Annotated in this window: 16 protein-coding genes and 1 pseudogene; 4 read left to right on the top strand and 13 right to left on the bottom strand. The window is 71.4% G+C overall.

Going from position 1 to position 21,846, the window contains the following annotated elements; translation table 11 throughout:
- Window positions 1–86: 86 nt before the first annotated feature.
- The 5 genes from ABT336_RS17385 to ABT336_RS17365 form a co-directional block, all read right to left on the bottom strand.
- Entirely contained in the window at window positions 87–1,349 is a 1,263-nt protein-coding gene (locus ABT336_RS17385) for a hypothetical protein (protein WP_350897632.1), read from the bottom strand.
- 3 nt (window positions 1,350–1,352) lie between these two features.
- Window positions 1,353–2,066, bottom strand: a complete 714-nt coding sequence (locus tag ABT336_RS17380) for a DUF8175 domain-containg protein (RefSeq protein WP_350897631.1) — start codon at window positions 2,064–2,066, stop codon at window positions 1,353–1,355.
- The gene (locus ABT336_RS17375) at window positions 2,063–2,380 is read right to left on the bottom strand and encodes a hypothetical protein (RefSeq protein ID WP_350897643.1); all 318 of its coding nucleotides are present in this window, start codon (window positions 2,378–2,380) and stop codon (window positions 2,063–2,065) included. Before ABT336_RS17375 ends, ABT336_RS17380 begins: the two co-directional genes overlap by 4 nt.
- A 111-nt stretch (window positions 2,381–2,491) precedes the next feature.
- On the bottom strand, window positions 2,492–2,812 hold the full coding sequence (locus ABT336_RS17370) for a hypothetical protein (RefSeq protein WP_350897630.1): 321 nt from the start codon (window positions 2,810–2,812) through the stop codon (window positions 2,492–2,494).
- On the bottom strand, window positions 2,809–3,291 hold the full coding sequence (locus tag ABT336_RS17365) for a DUF6668 family protein (RefSeq protein WP_350897629.1): 483 nt from the start codon (window positions 3,289–3,291) through the stop codon (window positions 2,809–2,811). Before ABT336_RS17365 ends, ABT336_RS17370 begins: the two co-directional genes overlap by 4 nt.
- A gap of 256 nt (window positions 3,292–3,547) precedes the next feature.
- On the opposite strand from ABT336_RS17365, the gene ABT336_RS17360 reads away from it, so the two are divergent.
- Both ABT336_RS17360 and ABT336_RS17355 read left to right on the top strand, forming a co-directional pair.
- Entirely contained in the window at window positions 3,548–4,792 is a 1,245-nt protein-coding gene (locus ABT336_RS17360) for a CAP domain-containing protein (RefSeq protein ID WP_350897628.1), read from the top strand.
- A 54-nt stretch (window positions 4,793–4,846) separates the two neighbouring features.
- A complete protein-coding gene (locus ABT336_RS17355; RefSeq protein ID WP_350897627.1) occupies window positions 4,847–5,608 on the top strand; it encodes a DUF4913 domain-containing protein in 762 nt (253 codons plus the stop codon).
- A 66-nt stretch (window positions 5,609–5,674) separates the two neighbouring features.
- Here ABT336_RS17355 and ABT336_RS17350 read toward each other — a convergent pair whose 3' ends face one another.
- From ABT336_RS17350 to ABT336_RS17335, 4 genes are all read right to left on the bottom strand, one after another.
- Window positions 5,675–6,805, bottom strand: coding sequence for a hypothetical protein (locus tag ABT336_RS17350; protein WP_350897626.1), 1,131 nt, complete (start codon window positions 6,803–6,805; stop codon window positions 5,675–5,677).
- A gap of 208 nt (window positions 6,806–7,013) precedes the next feature.
- Window positions 7,014–8,126, bottom strand: a complete 1,113-nt coding sequence (locus ABT336_RS17345; protein ID WP_350897625.1) for a zf-HC2 domain-containing protein — start codon at window positions 8,124–8,126, stop codon at window positions 7,014–7,016.
- Window positions 8,127–8,262: 136 nt separating this feature from the next.
- Entirely contained in the window at window positions 8,263–8,781 is a 519-nt protein-coding gene (locus ABT336_RS17340) for a sigma-70 family RNA polymerase sigma factor (RefSeq protein ID WP_350897624.1), read from the bottom strand.
- Between the two features lie 287 nt (window positions 8,782–9,068).
- Window positions 9,069–10,724, bottom strand: a complete 1,656-nt coding sequence (locus ABT336_RS17335) for a beta-1,3-glucanase family protein (protein ID WP_350897623.1) — start codon at window positions 10,722–10,724, stop codon at window positions 9,069–9,071.
- A gap of 208 nt (window positions 10,725–10,932) precedes the next feature.
- Here ABT336_RS17335 and ABT336_RS17330 point away from each other — a divergent pair, with 208 nt between their 5' ends.
- A complete protein-coding gene (locus ABT336_RS17330) occupies window positions 10,933–12,573 on the top strand; it encodes a ricin-type beta-trefoil lectin domain protein (protein WP_350897622.1) in 1,641 nt (546 codons plus the stop codon).
- Between the two features lie 86 nt (window positions 12,574–12,659).
- On the opposite strand, the gene ABT336_RS17325 is transcribed toward ABT336_RS17330, so the two are convergent.
- The gene (locus tag ABT336_RS17325) at window positions 12,660–14,174 is read right to left on the bottom strand and encodes a S8 family serine peptidase (RefSeq protein WP_350897621.1); all 1,515 of its coding nucleotides are present in this window, start codon (window positions 14,172–14,174) and stop codon (window positions 12,660–12,662) included.
- Between the two features lie 307 nt (window positions 14,175–14,481).
- Here ABT336_RS17325 and ABT336_RS17320 point away from each other — a divergent pair, with 307 nt between their 5' ends.
- The gene (locus tag ABT336_RS17320; protein WP_350897620.1) at window positions 14,482–16,596 is read left to right on the top strand and encodes a hypothetical protein; all 2,115 of its coding nucleotides are present in this window, start codon (window positions 14,482–14,484) and stop codon (window positions 16,594–16,596) included.
- Here the strand turns inward: ABT336_RS17320 and ABT336_RS17315 are convergent.
- The 3 genes and pseudogenes from ABT336_RS17315 to ABT336_RS17305 all read right to left on the bottom strand — a co-directional run.
- Window positions 16,557–19,796, bottom strand: coding sequence for a hypothetical protein (locus ABT336_RS17315; RefSeq protein ID WP_350897619.1), 3,240 nt, complete (start codon window positions 19,794–19,796; stop codon window positions 16,557–16,559). The two genes, ABT336_RS17320 and ABT336_RS17315, sit on opposite strands and share 40 nt — an antisense overlap.
- 227 nt (window positions 19,797–20,023) lie before the next feature.
- Window positions 20,024–21,004, bottom strand: coding sequence for an alpha/beta hydrolase family protein (locus ABT336_RS17310; protein ID WP_350897618.1), 981 nt, complete (start codon window positions 21,002–21,004; stop codon window positions 20,024–20,026).
- Window positions 21,005–21,239: 235 nt separating this feature from the next.
- A pseudogene (locus ABT336_RS17305) lies at window positions 21,240–21,846 on the bottom strand (hypothetical protein); the annotation flags it as partial.

The following is a 21,846-nucleotide window of genomic DNA, read 5'->3' as shown; positions in this document are numbered from 1 at the left end:
TGGATTCCGGCCGACCCTGGGTCCGCTCCGTCACTGCTCTCCGGGCCGGCCGTGCGTCCGGCCCGGGTCGTACGTCCCGCCTGGTGTCACAGGTCGGGGTTCGTGCCGCCGCCCTCGATCGAGCGACCTGCGGCCCGGGAGGCACCCCCGGCCAGTGCTGTTCCGACGGCGATCGCGGCGCCGACCGGCCCGGCGGCCCGAGCAGCCATACTGGCGGCTCCACCACCGCCGCCACCTGCGCCGGCACCGACGGGGACGCGTCCACTTCCGCCCGAGTGACCGGGGGCTCCGGAACGGCCGGAACCTCCGCTGACACCCGAGCCACCGGCTCTGCCCGGCGCTCCGCTCGCGCCGTCCCGGGAACCGGAGGGGCGACCCCCGCCACCTCCACCGGACCGACTGCCACCGCCACCGCCGGCACTCAGCGCGCCGGTGGAGACCTTCCGGGCTCCGGTGGCCACCGAGTTACCGGCGGCACTGGTCGCGTTGCCGGCCGGGTTGCCACCGCCCATCGCCGCCGTGGCGGGCACGATGAGCTTGAGCAGGGCGGGTAGGGCGATCGCCGACAGCAGGAGCATCCCGGCACCGGCGAGGCGGTTGTGGATACCCGCGCCACCGCCTCCGACCTTGTTCCCCTCGGCGATCATCGTCGCGCCGGCGTACATGATCAGACCGACGGCGGGCTTGTAGATCAACCAGGCGACCGTCCAGGCGACGTGCTTGCGCCACCACGCGGCGCCCCAGTTCGTCATCGACGCGGCGGCGGCCAGCGGGAGGGTGCCGAGCAGGATCATCATGACGCCGAGCCGGATGTACATCATGAGGATCTGGACGATCCCCGAGATCAGCAACAGGAACGCGAGGATCAGCAGGAGGAACCCCTCCGGCCCGACCCCGCCGTTGATGCAGGCCACGTCCGTGACGAGGTCGAGGGCGGCCATCTGCATCAGGTGGTCGGCGAAGTCGTCGGAGAGGCCGGCGACCCGGGTCGCGATCCAGGTGCCGGCACCGGCGACCAGCATGACCCGCAGGAAACCCATCAGAGCGGTCTTGCCGGCCTCACCCCGCCGCTCCATCGCCATCCGGGTGGCGGCGAAGAGGATGGATCCGACCGCCAGATAGACGATCACCCATTCTATCTGGTCACTTATTCGTTCGGGGACGGCCATCGAACCGCCGTTCCCCTCACCCAGCGTGGGAACCGTGTCCATCATCTCGGCGAAGATGGAGATCGCCGCGGAGAGAATGAGGTTGGCGATGATGTCGACGAAGGCTCCGACAGGATTGCTGATCATGTCGAAGAAGCCCTTGAAGAAGTCGCCGAGCGGGTCGGACCCCTCCTTGCACATTGGTCACTCCCTCCACAGGGTGAAGCCGGCGCTGCCGGTGACCGATCCCAACGATTCGTGGGTGTAGCCGATCTTGGTGAGGACGAGCTTCCAGTCCCCGGCGTCCCACCGCAGCTCGACCTGGTTCACCGCGTACCCCGTACCGCCCCGGATGAGGAGGTGGACCACAGCGGCGTCGGGTGAGTACCTGTCCACGGCGAATCCCGCGTAGGTGCCGCTACCCCGGCGGTTCGTCTCGCTCGGGTACCGCGCCCGGCGGGTCGTCATGATGTCCCGGCTCCGGTCGGCCAGCACCTGCTGGTCCGCCACCGCCTGCCACTCCGGGCCGTTCACTGTCAACGGAACGATGCTCGCCGCCAGCACCGCTCCGATCGGGGTCCGGGAGAAGCACCGCATCACCTCGCCCGTCACCTGGGTCGGCCCCTGTGAGGGGGAGGCCGGTATCCGGTACCCCACGTCGACGGTCCGCCAGGTCAGGTCGTCCGGCTGGGTCGCCCGGCCCGACTCCACAGTCGGTCCCGGCGGGCACTGCGCCACCTGCTGGACGCCGTCCGTGCCGGACTGGGGAGCGACCGCCGGCTCGTCCTCGGAGCGACCCAACCAGACCACACCGGCGAGCAGCATCATCCCGGCGAGAAAAGCAGCCGACAGGATCCACGTTCGCTCGCTGTAGAACGGTTGTTCCGGACGGCTCGGCCGACGGTCGCTCCGACTCATTCCCCGTCGCCCCCACTGCCGAAGAAGAAGGTCACCAGCGGGCCGGCGGTGGCGACCAGGATGCAGCCGCAGAGCACCAGGCCGAGTCGGGACAGGTGCTCGCTGCTCTCACCCCGCTTCATGGAGACGGCCATCATGGTGCCGGTGATCAGCACCCCGGCCACCCCGGCTGCGGTGCCCGCCCAGGCGAGCAGGCCCAGCAGGTCCGTCACCAGGCCACTGAGCTGGCCCGGAGGGGCCTTGTCGCCGACGTCCGGCACCGTGACGGCGGGCAGCTTGGACACCCGGGGAGTCAGAGCACTCATGAACTGCATCAACACGGTTGATCTCCTATGGACGGGCACCTGGGCGGTGCGACGACCCGTACGGGTCAGAGGGGGGTGGGAGCTGCTTTCCTGACAGCCCCGGGAGCGGGGCGGGACTGGTCAGAGGCCGAGGTCGCCGAACCAGGTGACGAGCGGGCCGGCGGAGGCGCCGATCAGGCAGGCGAAGAAGATCATCGCGACCGCCCGGAAGTACTCGGAGTTCTCCGCCGCCGTACCACGGTTGAGCTGGATCGCCATCTGCATACCGGTGATGATCAGACCGCCCACCGCGGCGGCCGTCATGCACCAGGCGAGCAGGCCGAGGATGTCCGCCGCCTCCCCGTTGGCTCCCGGGTCGAACGGCTCGGCCGCCTGGATGCGTGTGACGTCGAGACCGGACACCACCAGGCGTCCCAGTAGCTGTTCGTGCCAGACGGTCACGACCGCCTCCCTTTTTCGTCCAGGTGAACACCGGCCGCGGTGGCCAGCTTCAGCAGAGCCTTCGGCAGCTTGGGGGGTTGCTGACCCAGCCGCCAGGCAGGAATCCACGGCACCCGGTGGACCGGGGCGACCGACCGCAGCACCCGGATCCGGCGGGACAGGGCCATCGGGAGCCGCTCCGGGGCGTCGGCAAGCAGGACCAGCCCGGTGAGCCGCATACCGGCCGGGTGCCGTCCCTCCCGCAACGCGTTGAGCGCCCGCGACATCGCCCGCATCCCCTCGGCGTTGGTCCGGGCGACCAGCATCACCGTCCCGGGCTCGGCCAGCTCCTCGTCCGGCCACCGGCAGCCGAGATCGGTGCCCCCCAGCAGCTGGGTGAGGGTCGTCGCGCCGGCACCACCGTGGGCGCCGATCCAGCCGATTCCCTCGTCGGACAGAGCACGCCGCGACGATGCGGCGGAACCGTACGGCTGTGGCACGGACACCCGTCCCGGTGGCACGCGCGATGCCGAGTCGGCTGTGGCCGTTGGCACCATGCCTCCCACCTCCTCCATGCGTCTCCAATCGGATTCGTCGACGACCCGATTTGAACCGACCGGGGTCGGGCCCCGTTGGTACGGCGGTCAGGCCGTCGACGGTCGCAACTACGGGAAGCCACGGCCCCCGGTTCAAGACGAGTTCGAGAAATTCTTCGGCGACGACACGGTTACAGGAGGCGATGTGAGCGAGCAGTCCATGACGAGTCGCGTCGTGGTCATCGGTGGCCTGGCCGTAGCTGCGGCGATGGTCTTCCTTCCGGTGCCGCTGCTCCTTGGCGGGATCTTCATCGTCCTGGTCGGCCTGCTGTATCTCCTGCTCCTACCGGTCATCCTGCTCATGGTCCTGGTGTGGGCGATCTTCGGCGGTGGGCCGGAGGATCCCAACCAGGCGGCCAAGGACGCGATGGCGGCCAGTGAGACCGACGGGACGTCGAGGTTGTCCCGGGCCTGGGTGCCGACCGCCCTGGCGAGCACCATCCGGGACGCCGGAGAAATCTGCACCTCGATCGGGGCGGTCGTCATCGCCTCGCAGATCCAGGTGGCCTCCAACTGGGACAACACCCTGGTCGGCCCGAACGGGGAGAAGGGCATCTCCCAGCTTCCGCCGGACGTCTTCGACAAGTACGGCGAGGACACCAACGACAACGGCAGGACCAGCGCCACCGACCCCAAAGACTCGATCATGGCGCAGGGCGAGTACATGTGTGACCTGGCCAAGCAAGCCCAGCGCCTCCTGGACGGCGGCAGGGCGATCGGTTCGGTGCTCGACCTGACCCTGGCCGCCTACCACGGCGGAATGGACGCGGTACGGGAGGCCGGCGGCGTACCGGACGACAACGGGACCAAGGCGTACATCTATCGGGTTCGAGGACACTTCGGTCAGTACATGGGGGTCCTGGGTGAGCCGCACGAGTCTCCGACGGTCATCGGATGGGACCCCAAGGAGGACGAGAAGTCCAAGTCGGACGACAACAGTGGCGGCAGCACCGGCGACGGCGGACAGGTCGCCGAACAGCAGTTCAACGTGAGGGATCCGGGCTCCGGCGGGTCCTCCAGCTCGGGCCAGACCGGTGAGGTCCTGAGCCTGGTGAACGAGGAGCGGGCCAAGGCCGGGTGCGACCCCGTCCGGACGAACAGCCAGCTGACCACCACCGCCCAGCGACACAGCGAGGACCAGGCCGACCACCAGAACATGTCACACACCGGCAGCGACGGCAGCAACGTCGGGCAGCGGATCGACCGGACCGGCTACTCGTGGAGCACCTACGGCGAGAACGTCGCCATCAACCGGCCCGATGCGGAGGCGGTGATGCAGGCCTGGATGAACAGCACCGGCCACCGGAACAACATCCTCAACTGTGCCTTCACCGAACTCGGGGTCGGCATGTCCACCAACGCCAGCGGCACCTACTGGACGCAGGTCTTCGCCGCGCCGAAATGAGCATGACCGAGCCGTGCCGGACCAGCACCCCTTGACCACAGACGAGGAGCATCGATGACCGTGCAGGACCACCAGCCGCGACAGGGGTACGGGCGGCAGGAGTACGAGCCGGCGCCCGAGCCCGACCCGAGGTACGACTACGCCCCCGAGCCCCGCCACGACCCGAGGCAGCAGTACGACGACGACGCCACCCAGGAGTACCGCTACGACACGGACCTGCCGTACGACCCCACCGACCGCCGGTACGACGACACCGAACAGCGGTTCGACGACACCCCCGACGTCCGGTACACCGAGACCGACCCGGCGTACGACACTGCCGGGCAGCAGTACGACGACACCGAGCAGCAGTACGACGACACCGACCTCGAGTACGACACCGACACCCCCGACTACGACCAGGACCAACCCGAGGCGGGTCCCCCGCCGGCACCCGAGCCGGAACCGGAGCCGAAGCCCCCGTCGTCGCCGTTCATCCTCTACCTCCAGGGTGAGGAGCACGCCGAGGCGCTACGGATGCTCACCATGTGGGTCCGGCACCTGCTCATCCCGATCTACGCCCGAGAGGTCTCCTCGAACGCCCCTTGGTGCTCCCGGTGGTGGTTGCATCCGGAGGCGGTCGCCCAGCTCTACGGCCTGTGGATGGCGTGGCAGGAGCTGACCGGGCCGCACGCCGGGTTCTGCGGGCCGGCCAACTGGCACCGCGACTACCTGGGACCGGTGATGAACACCCTGCGGGACCCGTCGGGCCCCTTCGCCGGCTGCAAGTCCGGGGCGCACCGGCACAAGGAGCCCCCGCACACCGACCCGTACTGACGAACGTCGAGTGACATGGCCCCCCAGGGGGCCATTCGCTTCCACAGACCCCCGTCGGGGCCGAAGCTACCGTCGGGGGGCCGATCCGGGCTGCTTGTTGTTGAGGAACGGGTTGGTGTTCTGGGTGGGCTTCGTCCGCAGTTGGCTCACGATCCTCGGGTCGTAACCTCTGAGGCGTGCCGACGCCTGGGCAGCCACGTCCGTATCCCTCGACGGCCCTCGGTCGGACAGGTACGACTGCGGTTCAGCGCCCGGGGTGCTCCCCGGGGTGCTGTACGGGGAGGCCAACGACGAGCCTTCCCCGTTGCCGCGATGCGGCTTGTCAGGTTGGTCCCACCACCGGTCGTCTGCACTGCTGGTGCTGGACGACGAGGACGACGAGGTGGAGGGGCGGCGGGAGTCGGCACCGGCACCGAGCGCCCCGGATGCCTCGGCTCGCATCCGGGCGTCTTCCCGCGCGATCCGATCCGACCAGTACCTCTCCGGATCCGTCGACTGCGGCGACATGCCGGGACGCTGAGGCGCCACGGTGCGCTCCGCCAGGTCCCTCCGACGGACGTCACGGGATTCGCCAACGAAAGGAATCGGTCTGCCCGGCCGCTCCGGCCCCGTCGCGGTGCTCACGTTCCGGATCGACGAACTCTCCGGCTGTGGCCTGTTCGCACTGATGAAGTGCCGCACTGCCGGCAGCTCCCCTGCGCGGTACATGTCGCGTAGGCCCGGGTCGCTTCTCACCAACTCGGTCAGGCGCCGGCTGACCAACTCGTTGAGGGTCTTGGCGTCGACAGGCTGCTCCGCCTGCGGGGCGAAGGTCTGGGCATCGCCGACGGGATCGTTCCCGTTGCGCCCCAGTATCCCGCGAACCGCCCACCTGACGCCCCTGCCGATGAGCTTGCCGATCTTCGTCGATATGTCGAAGTGGTACTTGTTCGGATCCGGCACCGCCTTCGCCGCCCCGGCGCTGCTCGCCGCCGCAGCCGAGGCGGCAGCGGCATCGGCGCTGGCGCTGGCGCTCGCGGAGATGGACGTCCGCGCCTCCTCCGCGTCGAGGAAACCCCGGGTCTCGTCGAGAACCCTGGCCTGCAGGTCCGACGGATCGACAGGCTTACTGAGCCGCTCGAGGTCCTTACGCAGGATCTCCAGCGCCTTGTCGGTCACCTGCTGATCGAGGGATGCGGGTATGGGCTGCTCGGCCATGGGCACCTCCGGACGTCTCGAACACTGTGGCCTGAGACACTGTCAGTGTGGTCCGAGACACTACGGAGATGATCTGAGATCGGTTCACCGGAATTTGGTAACCGTTTGGTGACGAGCGGCGACAGCCCTGAGGCGGCGAACGGCGACAAGAGTGGAGGCGGCGAACGGCCCCCGCCCCCACTCGTCGAGCGGGGGCGGGGGCGAACCGTCACCGGGAGATCGGTGCCGTGACGATCGCGGTGCCGTCGACCAGCCCCACAGTGATGAAGGCCAGGTCGTCGACCGGTTGGGCGAGCTGACCGGTCACCTGTTGGGTGCCGGTCGAGGCGGTCCAGTCGCGTACCACGTGGGTGGCACCGTCCCTGGTCACGGCGAAGAGCCGGTAGCGCAGCCCCTGCCGGAGCCCGGTGGCGGTGATCCGGATGGTGGAGCTCTGGTCGCCGTCGGTGGTGATCGAGACCGACAGGCTGATGCCCTGGTCGCGGGCCTCCCCCGTGGCGGTCAACACCAGGGCGTCCCGGTCGTCGAAGCCGACGGCGGTCACGATGCCACCGGCCAGGACGACAGCGACCGCTGCGGCGGCCACCCCACCCCACATCATGAACTTCCGGCGCCGGGCGGCACCGGGCGGACGGCTCCGACTCCCGGCAGGGCGGGTGCCGGACGGGGATCCGGACCGGCCCCCGGACGCCCCGATCGAACCGAGAACCCGCGCCCCGGTGCCGCGACGCGAACCACGCGGGCCGGGCTCAGCCGGCGCGGTGTCGGCCTGAGGACCCGACGGTTCATCGTCAGGACCCGTCCCGCCCGGGGTCGGTTCGGCCGCCGGGGCCGCCGGCGACCCGGCGTCGAGCGGACCGGGACCGACGTCGGGCGCTTCGGCGTGGGCCGGCTCCGGCCGGGCACCCGCACCGTCGGCGCCGGCCCCACGACCCGTCGCCGCGACCCCTTTCGGGGCAGCTCCTTTGGGCGACGCATCCGGCAGCGGCGCCCCCGGATCGGTCGGGGTCGGCTCGGTCCGGCCCAGGGTGGGCAGACCCGACACCGGCGCACCCGACCACTGCGTGTCACCGGTGGGCGCACGGGTCGGGTCGAACTCGGCGAACTCCGGCGGCAGGGTGGCCAGCGTGTTCCAGTCGGCGGCGTCGAGCCCACCGAGGGCACTCGTCACGCTGCCCATGTCACCCGCCGCCGAGAGACATTCCCAGCAGCTTGCGAGGTGTTCCTCGAAGAGGATCCGTTCACCCTCGTCGAGAGCGCCGAGCAGATAGAGGGCGAGCGCGGCGTGCTCTGCCGTCGGATTCTCACCGCCGGTACGCATCACGCCCCCTCTCTCAACCCGACCACACCGCAGACGGTGTGCCGACCTCCAGGACGGTGCTCGTGTTGGTGATCTGGCAAGGTGACGGTACGACAAGACATCAGGATGGCTCCCAAGGTACGCAGGACGGGAGACATCAGGACGGCTCGGTCGGACCGATCGCTGCGTGCAGCGCGCGAACCGCATAATACGTTCTGGACTTTACCGTACCCTCCGGTATCCCGAGTGTCGCCGCAGCCTCGGCCACCGACGAGCCCTTGTAGTACATCTCGACGAGCACCGCACGGTGCTCCGGCTTGATCTGCTGCAACGCCAGCCGGACCGTGTGCGTGCTGACCACCCGGTCCATCTCGTCCTCGCTGGAGGAGAGGCGGTTGAGGTCGGGAATGGTGACCTCGGGTGGTCGGGCCTGCCGGGCCCGCATGGCGTCGATCGCCACGTGCCGCGCCACCGTGTAGAGCCACGGCGCGATCCGCCGCGGGTCCTCGGCCAGGGCCGTCAGGTTCCGCCAGGTGCGCAGGAAGGTCTCCTGCACCAGGTCCTCGGCGAGCTCGGTCTGCCCGAGGACCAACCGGGTGAGGAACCGCAGCAACGGTGTCCGGTACTGCTCGTGGATCTGCCGCATCAGGACCTCGGGTGAGGTCCGCTCGGCCACGACGTCGCCTACGGCCCAGGGCCCCAGCGCTTCGTTGGGCACCGCCGACACAGAACGCCTCCCCTTGACGTACGGATCACTACCGTACGACCGGGCCGGCGCATCGACGCCGAACCCGCCTAGGGCAAGAGGATAACCGTACTCATCGGAGAGAGTGTTCGGCCGTCGGCGATCGAGTGCTGGTGGCCGGTGCCGGACGCTGCTGCGCAGCGTCCGGCCCGACCGTCCGCGCCGGTCCGGATCGGGGGTTCGCCGTCGCCGTGGTGCGGCGACGGCGACGGCGACGCTCACCGGTGGAACTTCAGGTTGCGGATGTTGCCGATCTCCTCGGGCCGCCCGCTGTTGACGGTCAGGTAGACGTCGTGCTTGCCCATCTGCCAGTCCATGCCGTTGCGCGACCACACCCACTTCTCCCAGCCACCGGTGTTCGCCAGGTGGATCGAGCCGATCGGCTTGCTGCCCGGGTCGTCGAGGCGCAGCTCGATCAGGCCGGCGATGCCGCCCTCGGCACCGGAGGCGACCTCCAGCGAGAAGTGCTTGACGAACTTGTCGCCGAAGTTCACGTCCTTGAAGCAGATCCAGTCACCGTGGGCGAGGAACCCGACGTGCTTGCCCTCCCGCTTCGCGCCGTTGTCCCGGTCGTAGGTGGTCGCCGCGATGTTCTCGTCCACACCCCGGCGGCGCTGCACACCGGGGGCGGGCTGGTTTTCACCGGCCGGCGGCTGGTTGTGACCCTCCGGCGGGACCGACCTGACGAACTCCCGCTCGTTGCCTCCGCCACCCGGCCCGAACGGGGTCAGGGTGATGGTGATTTCGCCAGGCGAGTGGTCCTGGATGTACGAGGCGTCGTCGACCACGTCGTCGAAGGGGAACCCGTACGCCTTCCGGTCGGCGGAGTGCCGGTGCAGGATCCGGGAGTAGTGGTTGGTGACCGGGTGCTGGTAGTAGGAGTCCCGGTTGGTGACGGGCTGGTCCTGCTGACCCAGCACGGACCTGTTGAACCCGGCGCCGAGGATCGCCGCCACCGGGCCGGACACCCCGTCGTTGGGCGCGTCGAGGGCGCCGTTGCAGAACAGGACGTCGAGGGTGGAGGGGCGGGCGAAGGAGCGTACGCCGTTGTCGAAGGTGAGCTGACCGCCGGAGACCCGCCCACGGAAGGTGCCCGCGTTGGTGCGTACCCGCATCTCGGTCCTGCTGTACTTGTCCCAGATCTCACCGATGTACGGGTCGAAGTAGTTGCCGGAGAAGCGCCCGGTCTCGACGCCCTTACCGGGGGCGATGATCCGCAGCTTGTCCCCGATGACCAGACGCCCGAAGTCCTTCTGGGCCGCCATCTCCGCGAAGATCGCGTCCCGGCCGCCGTCGTTGAGCTTGCCGGTGGCCTGCTCCTGGCTGCCGTTGAGGCGGATCGACATGGGGATGCTGAACATGTCCACCATCGTGGTGTTGCAGAACATCCCGGCCGGGCTGTACGTGAACTCCCAGCAGTCGTGGAGGACGTTGTAGGCGGGGTCGCCCTCCACCCAGCCGACCGGGTACTGCAACGCCGGCTTTCCGTTACCGTCGGTGACGATGGTGAACCGCAGGCGACCGTTGATGGCGAAGTACACCCGACCGGACATCATCGGCAGGTCGAACCGGGTCTCACCGTTGCCCGACAGGGACACCCCGATGTCGGCGTAACCGTCCTGGCCGTTGTCACCGAGGTTGGCCGGGGTGAACTTGCCGCTCTCCCGCACGTACCCCTGCTGGCCGGACTCCAGGTGGGTGCCGACGACGTACATCGTGATCTTCGAGTTCTCGAAACCACTGCTGTTGACCACGTTCATCGGCAGGCCGCCGGAGGCGCGGGCCCGGGAGAGCAGGGGCGCGGCCACCATCGGTACGCCGACCACAGCGGCACCGGCGAGCCCCATCCCGAGCACCTTGCGGCGGTTCAACATGTTTCCTCCGATCAACGGTTCGACGAACCTGCCGGTGCGCTCGGAAGCCTTGCGGCCGGCGGTAGCCACGTTGACGGGCCGGGCACCCTCTCGGTTCAATGTCGGCCGGATCAAAATCAAACGATCCGAAGTGCGACCCCGGTGAACGGATGACACCGTTCGTCCGTCGTCACAGTGACGTCGCTACGCCGGAAGGGAAACCACCCCTGTGAAATCCGACCCCCCCTCCGCCCGATCACGACTGGGCCCGATCCCGCGAAAGGTCGCCGCCGGTGGTGCCGCCGGACTGGCGGTGGTGTCCATGGTGGTCGCCGCCGTCGGCTGGGGCGTCGCCCAGGCTCAGGACGACGACCTGGTCGGCCGGACCGTCTCCGACGAGCAGCTCACCACCATCCAGGCCGCGGCGCGTGCCTGCCCGACCCTCAGCCCCTCCCGACTCGCCGGCCAGCTCATGGCCGAGTCGGGCCTCGACCGCCAGGCAGACCAGACCGCATCCGGCGGTCAGGGCATCGCCGGCCTGACCGCCGACAGGTGGAAGAAGTGGGCGCCCTGGCCCGACGCCGAGCGCTCCGACATGTCGGCGAACATCTTCGCCCTTGCCCACTACATGTGTGACCTCAGCGGCCAGCTGAGGGTCTCGCAGGTCACCGGGGACGCCTGGCGGCTCTCGCTCGCCGCGTACAACACCGGCCTGGAGGACGTCCGCGACGCCAAGGGGGTTCCCGCCAAGGCCGTCGAGTACGTCGACCAGGCCAGCGGGTACGCCGCGTACTACGGGAAGCTGGTCCCGTTCGGCGGGGCGGGCGAGGTCCGCCCGGCCAACGGGAAGCAGCAGCCCAAGGCGATCCCCGAGGAGTACGTCCCACTGGTCCAGAAGGCCGGTGAGGTCTGCGCCGAGGTGCCGCCGTCCGCGGTGGCCGCCCAACTGATGGCCCTGTCCGAGTTCGACCCCAACAAGCTCGGTGCCGAAGGCGAGCGCGGCGTCGCGCAGTTCCGCTCCGACGTGTGGCAGGAGTACGGCTCCGAGGACGTCTCGGCGTGGGACCCGGAAGCGGCCATCCCGGCCGTCGGTGACGCGCTGTGCGGGCTGCGCAAGGAGCTCGCCGGTCTGGAGGGCGACCCGTACCTGCTGGCGCTCGCCGCGTTCCGCAACGGCCCGACCCAGGTCCGGCAGACCGGCGGCGAGCTCGACGCCAACACCCAGGCCTACCTGCGGGCGGTCCGTGACTTCACCGACTTCTACGCGCTGGACACCCGGCTGAAGTCGACGAAGAAGCCGACGCCGACTCCGACTCCGACGGAGGAGACCTCTCCGTCTCCGTCGCCGTCCCCGTCGCCGTCTCCGACGACCGAGGAGGCCGAGGAGGTGGAGCAGGAGGAGACCTCTGCGCCGCCGACCGCCGAGGAGACCACCCCGGTGGCGAAGCCGGCGACCCCGGCGAAGACCGAGCCGGCCCGGCCGTCCAACATGCGGCACCTGCTGATCAAGGACTCCAACCTCTGCGTCAGCGCCGGCACCGGCGGCGACGGCTCGCCGACCACCCTGCGTAAGTGCAACGACGACGACAAGTCGCAGTGGTGGGAGTTCCGCAACGACAAGACCGTCCGCGCCAACGGCCTCTGCCTCGACGTGGCCTGGGGTGAGAAGAAGGACGGCACCCCGGTGCAGGTCGCCCGGTGCACCGACCACGGTGCCCAGAAGTGGGAGCGGATCACCCACGGCGGCAAGCCGGTGCTGTACAACCGGTACAGCGACCGGTGCCTCGACCGCGTCAGCAAGTCTGTCGGCTCGTCACTGAACATCTGGTGGTGCGTCGGCAACGCCGAGCAGGTCATCACCATCCGATAGTCCGTACGACAACGGTGCCCCGGCCTCCAGTAGAGGCCGGGGCACTGTCGTGTGCGGGGGCGGTCAGCCCGTCGTGGACGGGACGGTCAGCCGGCGAGCCGTCGGCGGAGCAGGATCGCGATCATGCCCCCGGCACCGATGACCAGCATGAAGCCGAGGATGACCAGCATGATGGTGCCGGTTCCCCCGCTCTCCTCACCCTGCTCGGCGGCGAGCGGGTTCTGGTCGCCGGTGGACTTCGCCACCGAGGCCGCCGGGTTGATCATCCCGGCGCCGAACTGGGGGCTCGGTGCCTCACCGCCGATGGCGTCGGCGGTCTTCTGGATGCGCTCCTCGACCTGGGCTGCGGTGAGGTCCGGGTAGGCCGCCCGGATGAGGGCTGCCTGACCGGCCACGAAGGCCACCGCGTACTCGCTGCCGGTCTTGCTGAGCACCTTGCCGTCACCGACGCCGAGACTCGCCACGTCGACCCCGGGGGCGACCACCTCGACGGTCCCCTCGGCGTACTTGTCGGCGAGCTGGTCACCGGCACCCACCCCACCGGTGAGCAGCAACGCCCCGGAACCCGCCCGCTCACTGGGGGTCGGCAACGTGACCGGCTTGGTCGGTGCGGGAGCCACCACCAGCACGTCGTGGTTGAGGGCGGTGGCGATGGAGGCGATCACCGCCGGGTCACCCAGGTCGACGTAGGCGCCGACGGCGACGACCGAGGCACCGGCGCTGACCGCCACCTCGATGGCGTTCGCGGCGTCGGCCGCACGGGCGTTGCCCGAGCTGCGGACCATCCGTACCGGCAGGATGGTGGCGTCCGGGGCGATCCCGACCGGGGTGCCGTCGGTGCTGTTGTCCGCGGCGATGATGCCCGCCATGGCGGTGCCGGTACCGAGGCAGTCGGTGTCCCCGCGTCCGTTGCCGACAGTCACGTCCGCACCGACCGCGACCCGGCCGCTGAGCTGCTGAAGGCTTGCGTCCACACCGGTGTCGATCACAGCGACCTTGACCCCGTTGCCACGGGTCAGGGTCCACGCGCTGTCGGCGGCCATCCGCAGCTGCGCCCAGTCCGACTGGCTGCTCGACCCGGTGGTCGCGCTGCAGTCCTCCGACGAACCGCTCGGCCGGGGGCTGGGGCTCGACGAGGGCGTGGGGCTGGGGCTGGTCCGGGTCGGGGTGGGGCTCGGGCTCTCGGCGCTCGGCCGGGGGTCGGGACGCGACGTGTTCGAGGGTCGCGGCGTGGGGCTCGGGCTGGACTCCGTGCCGGGAAGCTGGCCGTACTTCACGCCCTCACCGGCGGCGTCCCAGGGCAGCACCAGTGCCCACCCGGCCTTGAGCTTCGCCGGGTCGGTCAGGCGGGCACCGTCGGGCTGGACCCGGCCGGTGTTCAGGTGGTAGATCTCCGAGGAGCGCTCCCCGCTGCCGAGGAACCGGCGGGCGATCTCGGTGAGGTTCTCCGGTTGGCCCTCGTGCCTCGCTTTCACCACGTAGTACTTGACGTAGGCCTGAGCGTCCGGTGCAGCTGTCGCCGACGACGGCCGGAGTCCGACCAGAACCGCCGAGCCTGCCATCACCACCAGAACGAGCAGGCGGGCAATTGTTGGGCGCATCGCCAGCACTGGGTGTCCTCCTTCAGTCACCACGGCCGAGCGTCACCGGCCTTCACCCCTCTATTGCGGATCAGCGCCGAGTTCGTTCAAATCAAACTGAACCAGATTTCCATGATCCTCGTCATGGGGTCAGCCGAGCGTACCGGCACCCCGTCACGGGAAGATCTCCCTGGGGCGAACGGGTTCGGCGGGCAGGGGGAGGCCGCCGACCACGACGACCGATCCGTGCCTACCTGAGCAACACTATGGAAACACTTGCACAAACCCGGCGGCGACGCCCCGGCGGAACAGAAGGCAGGGGACGGTGGTGACAGGGCTCAACCGGGCTCCGGGCCTGGTCCGAAGCAGGGGTCTGGAACGGGTCCCGGCGACCCGACGTTTCGACCCACGCCGGCACCGACGGGTGGCCGGGCTACTCGACCTGTGGATGGCGACCGGCCCGGAGGGCCGGTTGGTGGTACCGACCGACCCCGGGCGGCCGTTGGACGCCCGGGCCGTCGCCGAACTGGTCCGGCGGACCGGGGACGCGGCCGACGACGTCCGGATCCTCGCCGACGACGGTGCCCGGCACCTGGAGGTCTTCACCGAGGTCGCCGGGTTGCTCGGACACGACGTCCTGATCAGCCCGGAGGGCGCGGACATCCGGCACACCAACGCCCCGGTCACCGAGACCGGAGGCGACCGCACGGACCGGGGCACCGAGGACAGTCCCCTGCACGCGGTGCCCCTGCACCGGATCACCCGCCAGCCGATGGACTGGCTCGTGGTCCAACCCCCGGACCTGGCCACTCCCCTGCCCGGCTGGTTCGCGGTGACCGAGGGACTGGTCCGGCCCCGTCAGGGGATCGTGGGGTTGCCCCTGCCGGACGGACTGGCCCTCGCCACCCGGGCGGACTTCGTCACCCGCCGGGCCACCGCCGCCCGCCTCGGGGTCACCGCCGAGGGGTTGGTGACCGTCGCCGTCACCGCCCGGGCGGGCGGGTTCCTCGTCGGCAACTACAGCGGCACCCAGGAGGTGCACAGCGGCGGCCAGCTCGCCGCACTCCTCGGCGACCTGCCCCTCTACGGTGCCGACCTGCGACTCTGGCTGAACTGGCCGTCCGACCCCGGTGAGCAGGCCCTCCTCGTCGAGCAGGCGATGGAGTTGGCCGAGATGACAGGTGCCACCGTCTGGACCCCACCCCCGGGTGGCCGGGCCGAGTTGATGGACGACCAGCGTGACCTGCGCGCCCTCGACCCGGCCGGATCGGCGACCCAGTGGCAGGCGCACCACCCCCCGTACGCCGACGGTCCGGCGAACCTGGACGCCACCCCCGACGGGCTCCTGATCTCCCGGCTGACCCGGCAGCGGATCGTGGTGTCGACGGTGGCGCAGACCCGGGAGCGGACCGTCGACCCGGAGCCGACCGCAGACGCCCCCGACCCCGGGGAGTCCACCGGGACGTCCGACGCCCCCGGTGACCCGGCTCCGACGTCGAAGACGTCCTCCTCCTCCGAGGACGACCGGCCCGCCGCGACGGCGGCCATCGTCGCACCGCTGCCCCGGCCCACCCTGCTCGCCGAGGGCCGGCGCAGCCCGGCGTACGGGCCGCCCTGGCTCCGCGCGGGGCAGCAGGTCAACGGCCAGGCGTTCGACGCGTTCATCCGCATCGAGGGTGACCCGGTCCGGGCGATGGACGACGGGATGCCCAGCGCCGAACTGTTCCTCGTCGCCTTCCTCGACCCCCGGTCGGCGGAGACCGGAAGTGATCTGCTGCGGGTTCGGATCGCTCCGGGCGGCGCCATCCCGATGGCGGTACTGCGCTCACACGTACCGGCCCGTTTCCAGTACCTGCTCGGCACCCCCGACACCTACCTGCTGCCCGCCGCCCGACTCGACCGGGTGAGCCCGGTCGGCACCTTCCGGGCCGAGGGTTACGGCAAGCTCCTGCCCACCGGCGAGGCGTCCGGCGGCAGACTCCGGATCCGGTGCGACCCCACTCCGCGTTCGGTGGCGGGGCTGCCCAACGACGTACTCCGGTGGCCCGGCTTCGGCACCCGTCGCGCGTACGTCCTGCTGCCGATGAGGGCGCGTCGCCTGCCCCGGGGGTGGCTACGGCTGCACCGCAAGCAGCCGACGCCTCGGCCGAACCGGCTGCTCGTCGAGGTACGGGTGCCCCGGGGACGGACTGTGGACGTCCGCGCCACGAACGAGGCGCTGTCTCCACTGCGACAGGTGCGGACCCGGGCGGACCGGCTGCACCGGGCCGGGGTCGACCTGATCCTCGGCAGCCGCTCGTACGACCGGATCAAGGTGAGCCGGGTCTACCGGGCCCAGGGCGGTGCCTGGCAGAAGATCCCGGATGTCGTACCCGGTCCACTGCCAAGCACCGTCGGCCGGCTTCAGTCGCCCGTACGCCCCGGACCCTCCGGGTCCAGCTGAATCGACCACCGGCCACCGGGTACCGGGCCGATCACCATCGGCACACACCGGCCCCCGGTGGCCCCGGCGAGCTTGCGCGCGTCGGCCATCGCACCGGCGGCGAGGGCACCGGTGATCACGACGTACGGCTCCGGGAGGTCGTCGCCCGGGGCCGGCGGCGCAGGCAGGTCGTCGAGGTTGCGTACCCCGTCGAGGTTCTCGCCCTTGAGCACGTCGCCGACCACCGCCACCCCGATGCCGGCCCGGCGTAGCTGCTTGACGAACAGCGCGGCCGTCCGCCGGGAGGCCTCGCGGGGGCCGACCAGGGTGAGCACGTCCGGGGCCCGGCTGAGGTCGACGTGCAGCCGCCAGGGGCCCTGGTGACCCAGCACCAGCGGCAGGGTCGCCGCCGGGGCCTTCTCCCCGTCGCCGAGCCAGGCGTACGCGGGTGCGCCCCGACCTGCCGCCACGCCGACCAACCGGATCCGGATCGGCCCGACCTCGGTGGCCAGTTCGGCGTTGAGGTACGGCACCTCACCCTCCGCCGGCACCGTCGGGCGGGACACGTCCTGCTCCGTCTGGGCGGGACCGGTCCGCATCGCCGTTCGTGGTGCCCCGGCCGTCGACCCGGCGGATACGGGCTTCCTCGGGGCGCGGACCTCCCGGGCCGGGCCGTCCGGCGACGGTTCCGCCGCCGGGGTTGAGCGAGGATCGCTGCCCGGACCGGGCCGGCGGGCCGGAACGACGTCCGTACCGTTGCGGGGTTTCCCCACGGGGGGCGCGGTCCTGGCCGGTGGCACCGGGGCCGGGGGCCGGGCCGGGCGCTGGGCCGGACGGGCCGGTCTGGGCGGCTCGGACGGCCGGGCGGTCGACGGGGCGGCGTGCCCGGTGGCCGCAGGGCGGGGCGGGGGCGGGGGTGCGCGGCGGGGTTCGGCCGACGGACGGGCCGGGTCGTCGTCGGACGGGGACCCGCCCGTCTCGTCGTCGTCCGGTTCGTCGTCCTGCCACCGCCGGTCCGCCCGGTCGTCGTCCGGGGCGTCGTCGATCCGCCGCAGGGCCGTCCGGTCGTCGTCGGGCGAGTCCTGGTCCCGCGACTCGGTGTCGCGTGCCTCGTCGGTCGGCCGACCGGTCCCCGCCGAGGTTGCGGGACGGGACCGCCCGGTCGCCGGCTCGTCGTCCGACGTCGAGGTGGAGCGGGCTCCGACGACCGGTGCCGTGGTCCGTGGTTCGACACCGGTCTCCTCGCCGGCCCCCTCTGCGTCGGGCCGTCGGTCGGTGGGCTGCTGGCCCGTCCGGGCCGTCGAGGTCCGGTCGGTGGGCTGCTGCGCGGACGCCTGCGGATCCGTGCCGGTGGGGCGGGGGTCCGACGACGCGCCGGCGGGCTGCGGGGGTCGCGGCGGGGCGGGGCGGTCCGCGGACTCCGCCGACCGCGGAGCCCGACCCGGACCCTTCGGTGGCACGGCACCGTCTGCGGTGGCCTCACGCTTCGTCGCGGGGGTCCGGGTCTCCTCGGGTACGGGCCGCCCGGCCGCCGACTCGTCACCCGACGGTGGAGCCGGTTGGGCCGTCCGCGCCTCGGGGCGCCGGGGCTGCCCCGTCGGCGGCCCTGCCGGACGTGGTCCCTGACCGGGCGCGGCGGGCCGACGGGCCCCCTCACCAGGGGTGCCCGGCCGTCGCGGCTCCTCGCCCCGACCGACCGGACGCGGCTCACGTGGTTGCCCCGGACGCGACTCGGACGGGCCGGGACGCGACTCACTCGACGGGCCGGGACGCGACTCACTCGACGGGCCGGAACGGGTCTCACTCGACGGGGCCGGACGCGGATCGCCCGACCGGCCGGGACGGGAGGTGGCGTCCGGTCGACGGGGTCCGGCCGAGGGTGCCGGGGGCTTCGGCGGGGGCGGTGGCGGGGCGGATCGCTGCGGCGGGGCGGGCGGCGCCGAACGGTTCGTCGCCGAAGGCGGCCGGGGCGGCAGGGGCGGCGGACCGGCGGGCGCCGCGCCGCGCCGTGGGCCGTCCGACCGGGGCGGCGGCGGGGAGCCCGGCCGACGCGGGGCGGGGGGACGGGGCGGGGCGGACGACTGCGCAGTCGAGGCGCTGACCGGGACCTCCTCGTACCGGGACCCGTCGCCGTCGCGGGAGTCGTCGTCGTAACGGGAGTCGTCGTAACGGGAGTCGTCGTCGTGGCGCGAGTTCCCGTAGCGGGAGTCGTCGTCGTGGCGCGAGTCCTCGTCGTCACGGGAGTCCCCGTCGTAGCCGGAGTCCCTGTCGTAGCGGGGGCCGTCCCCGTCGCGGGGATCGTCGTCGTAGCGGAAGTCGTCGTCGTAGCGGAAGTCGTCGTCGTAGTCGAGGTCGTCGTCGTAGCGGGGGTCGTCGTCGAGCGTCCCGCCCCCGACCGGGGGCGGCGGTGGTTGCGGGGCCGAACGACGCGAGGCGATCGACGCCGCCGACGTGCCGTCCCGCTGCGCCGGGGCGGTCGGCGGCAGGGCCTGACTGACCACCGTGGTCGTCTCGGCAGCGTTCCGCTGGGCAGGGGTGGGGGTCTGGTGCCGCTCCGGCGGCCAGGGTCCGTGGTCCTCCAGGACCAGCTTGCCCCGGCGGCCACCCCGGCGCAGCAACAGCAGGGCCGCCACGGCGAACACCACCGCCATCAGACCGGCACCGACCCGGATCAGCAGCGGGTTGACCGGGTCGTCGGCCGCCGGGGGCCGGGCACCGGCCTGGGTCGGCACCTGCGCCGGTGCCGTAGCCGGCGTCGAGGGTGGCGGCGGGGGCGGGGCTGCCGAGCTGGGGGGCGCCGTGGTGGGTGCGACGCTTGGTGACGGGCTCGGCGAGGGACTCGGCGTCGGGCTGGGAGCCGCGCTGCTCGGGCTCGGCCGAGGTGAGGAGGCACCGCCGGGCAGCCGTCCACTGCGTACCCCGGAGCCCTCGGCGTCCTCGGGAAGCACGAGCAGCCAACCCGGGTTGAGCACCAGGCCGTCGGTGAAGGTCTCCCCGTCCGGCTGCGTCCGTCCCTCGTTGAGCTGGACGATCTCCCGGAACCGGTTGCCGTTACCGAGGGTTTTCAGGGCGATGGCGTAGAGATACTCCCGCTGACCATCCACCACCGGCCCGACAACGTAGTACTTGCCGGTCTCGGCAGGGGCTGCACCGGCCGGTGCAGCCGCCAGGGCAAGCACCATCCCGATCAGCAGCAGCACCGAAGCCAAGGCTCGCCGCATCAACACCATCGCCTTCCACACACCCTCGGTTCACACACATCCTGCCGTCCCGGCCCCCTTCTACGAATGGGGGTCCCAATGGTTCAACGGAACCCGTACGGCATCCGAGGACCGAGGCGACGACGCGGGTGGTGACGACAGGCGGGGCGGCCGGAAGGGCTCCGGACCCCGTTCACGCCGTGACCCCGGTCGACGGAGTCCGCTCGTCGGCCGGGGTCACGGGTCGGTCAGGAGGAGTGCGGACAGCTGTCCCGGTACTCCTCGATCTGCGTACCGGGGCGGGGCGGGGGGCAGAGGAACTGCTCGTACCGGGTGTCGTCGTCGACGAACCGCTTCAACCAGGAGATGCCGAACGAGGCGATGGTGGTGTTCGGCGAGTTCGGGGCGAAGTGGCTGGCGGCGTTCAACTCCAGGTACGCCTTGTCGACACCGGTGCCCAGACTCTCGTAGAACGGCTCGGCGTGTGACCTGACCGGGGCCACCGTGTCGGACTCCGCTCCGACGACGAGGGTGGGGACCCGAACCCCGGACCACCCCTTGGTCAGGTGCCACGGGGTCAGCGGGACCGCCGCCCGCAGACCGGGGCGGGACTCGGCCGCCTCCAGGGCACCGCCGCCACCCATTGAGTGACCCATCACTGCCAGCCGGTCCGGGTCCAGCCGGTCGCGTACCGAACTCTGTCGGGTCAGGTGGTCGAGGGCGGCCAGGAGTTGCCGGGCCCGGCTGCCCGGCTGGTCGTACCGGCTGAGGGTGTCGATGTTGAACACGACGAAACCCTGCGAGGCCAGGCGGGGCCCGAGCCAGGCCATCGTCGACCGCCCTGCGGTGTAGCCGGGGGCGATCGCCACCGCACCGAAGGTGCCCTCGCTGGTGCTGGTCGGGTAGTAGACGGTCCCGCCCCCGAAGCCGCTGGCCTGGAAAGACGACACCGTCACCTCGGCGACCGCGAAGGGGCCACGGGTGGCCGCGATGCTCGCCGCCGTCGGCTCCGGGCCACGCTGGTACGGGTTCTCGGCCGCGCTCGCCCGAGGGGTCGGGGCGGCTCCGGTGACGGCGAGGGCACCGACCAGGGCGACGGCGAACAGGCCCCGGGTCCGGGAGCGCCGCCGGAGACGTCGGGTTGGTGGGGCCACGGGGCGTCGTGCCGCCGCTGCCGTTCGGGTGGTGGCGGACGGTTCGGGCTGGGACAGGGGGAACGAGGACTGCATCGACCCTCCCACGGGATTGACGGATGCCACGCCGGTCCTCCCGGGCGACGGCGCGACGGGGGGGGGCGACGGGGCGGGCTGGACCGGACACAGACCGGTCCCGTCGACGGCCCCGTGCAGGGCGTCGCCGACGGGACCGGAACGGACCAACGAACCGACCGGGTCACGCTCGGCCGGCACCGGGCCGACCGGGTCAGGCCGGTACGGTCAGGCGGCCCGGCGGGTGCCGGTACGGTCAGGCGGCCCGGCGGGTGCCGCCGGAGAAGCGGCGGCCGAGTTCGTCGGCGACCTGCTCGGCCAGGTCGGTGGGGATCGCCGCCGCGATCGCCTCCGGCGTCAACCCGGCGAGCACTCCGCTGATGATCGCCGGTCCGTCCACCGGGTCCCGACCGTCCATCTGGGCGAGCAGGGCCAGCACCTCGGCGACCTGCGCCCGGGTGGCCCGCCCGGTCTCGGTGATGGTCTGGAGGGAGTAGCCGACGGTCCACTCCTTGTTGCCGTCCCCGGGTTTGGCGGGATCCCCGTAGTCGCTGTTGTGGTACGGCGGCCGGGCCGCCGGGACGGTGTCGGATCTGGTCACCTGCCGTCCCAGCGCGTTGCCGCCGTCCGGCCGCAGGATCGCGTCCAGGCTGCCGGCCAGGGTACGGCCGTCCGGGGTCCGGTACTGCTCCATCAGGTACTTGGCTACCTCGGCTGCGGTGGGCATGTCGTCCTCCTGGATGAGTCCGATGGTGGTCAGGTAACGGCGGAACAGCGGACGCTGGTCCCGGCCCGCCTTCGTCGAGTCACGAAAGAAACTGAAGTGGGTGTGCCACAGGTGTGAGTTGTCCCCGCTGGACCGA

The organism is Micromonospora sp. NPDC000207 (assembly GCF_040300925.1).
Lineage (GTDB): Bacteria > Actinomycetota > Actinomycetes > Mycobacteriales > Micromonosporaceae > Micromonospora.
This window is presented reverse-complemented; position numbering and strand designations above follow the sequence as displayed.

Coding starts and splice junctions, on each gene's coding strand:
- ABT336_RS17385 (WP_350897632.1), bottom strand. CDS start 1,349: ATGTGCAAGGAGGGGTCCGACCCGCTCGGCGACTTCTTCAAGGGCTTC.
- ABT336_RS17380 (WP_350897631.1), bottom strand. CDS start 2,066: ATGAGTCGGAGCGACCGTCGGCCGAGCCGTCCGGAACAACCGTTCTAC.
- ABT336_RS17375 (WP_350897643.1), bottom strand. CDS start 2,380: ATGCAGTTCATGAGTGCTCTGACTCCCCGGGTGTCCAAGCTGCCCGCC.
- ABT336_RS17360 (WP_350897628.1), top strand. CDS start 3,548: ATGACGAGTCGCGTCGTGGTCATCGGTGGCCTGGCCGTAGCTGCGGCG.
- ABT336_RS17355 (WP_350897627.1), top strand. CDS start 4,847: ATGACCGTGCAGGACCACCAGCCGCGACAGGGGTACGGGCGGCAGGAG.
- ABT336_RS17350 (WP_350897626.1), bottom strand. CDS start 6,805: ATGGCCGAGCAGCCCATACCCGCATCCCTCGATCAGCAGGTGACCGAC.
- ABT336_RS17345 (WP_350897625.1), bottom strand. CDS start 8,126: ATGCGTACCGGCGGTGAGAATCCGACGGCAGAGCACGCCGCGCTCGCC.
- ABT336_RS17335 (WP_350897623.1), bottom strand. CDS start 10,724: ATGTTGAACCGCCGCAAGGTGCTCGGGATGGGGCTCGCCGGTGCCGCT.
- ABT336_RS17325 (WP_350897621.1), bottom strand. CDS start 14,174: ATGCGCCCAACAATTGCCCGCCTGCTCGTTCTGGTGGTGATGGCAGGC.
- ABT336_RS17315 (WP_350897619.1), bottom strand. CDS start 19,796: ATGCGGCGAGCCTTGGCTTCGGTGCTGCTGCTGATCGGGATGGTGCTT.
- ABT336_RS17310 (WP_350897618.1), bottom strand. CDS start 21,004: ATGCAGTCCTCGTTCCCCCTGTCCCAGCCCGAACCGTCCGCCACCACC.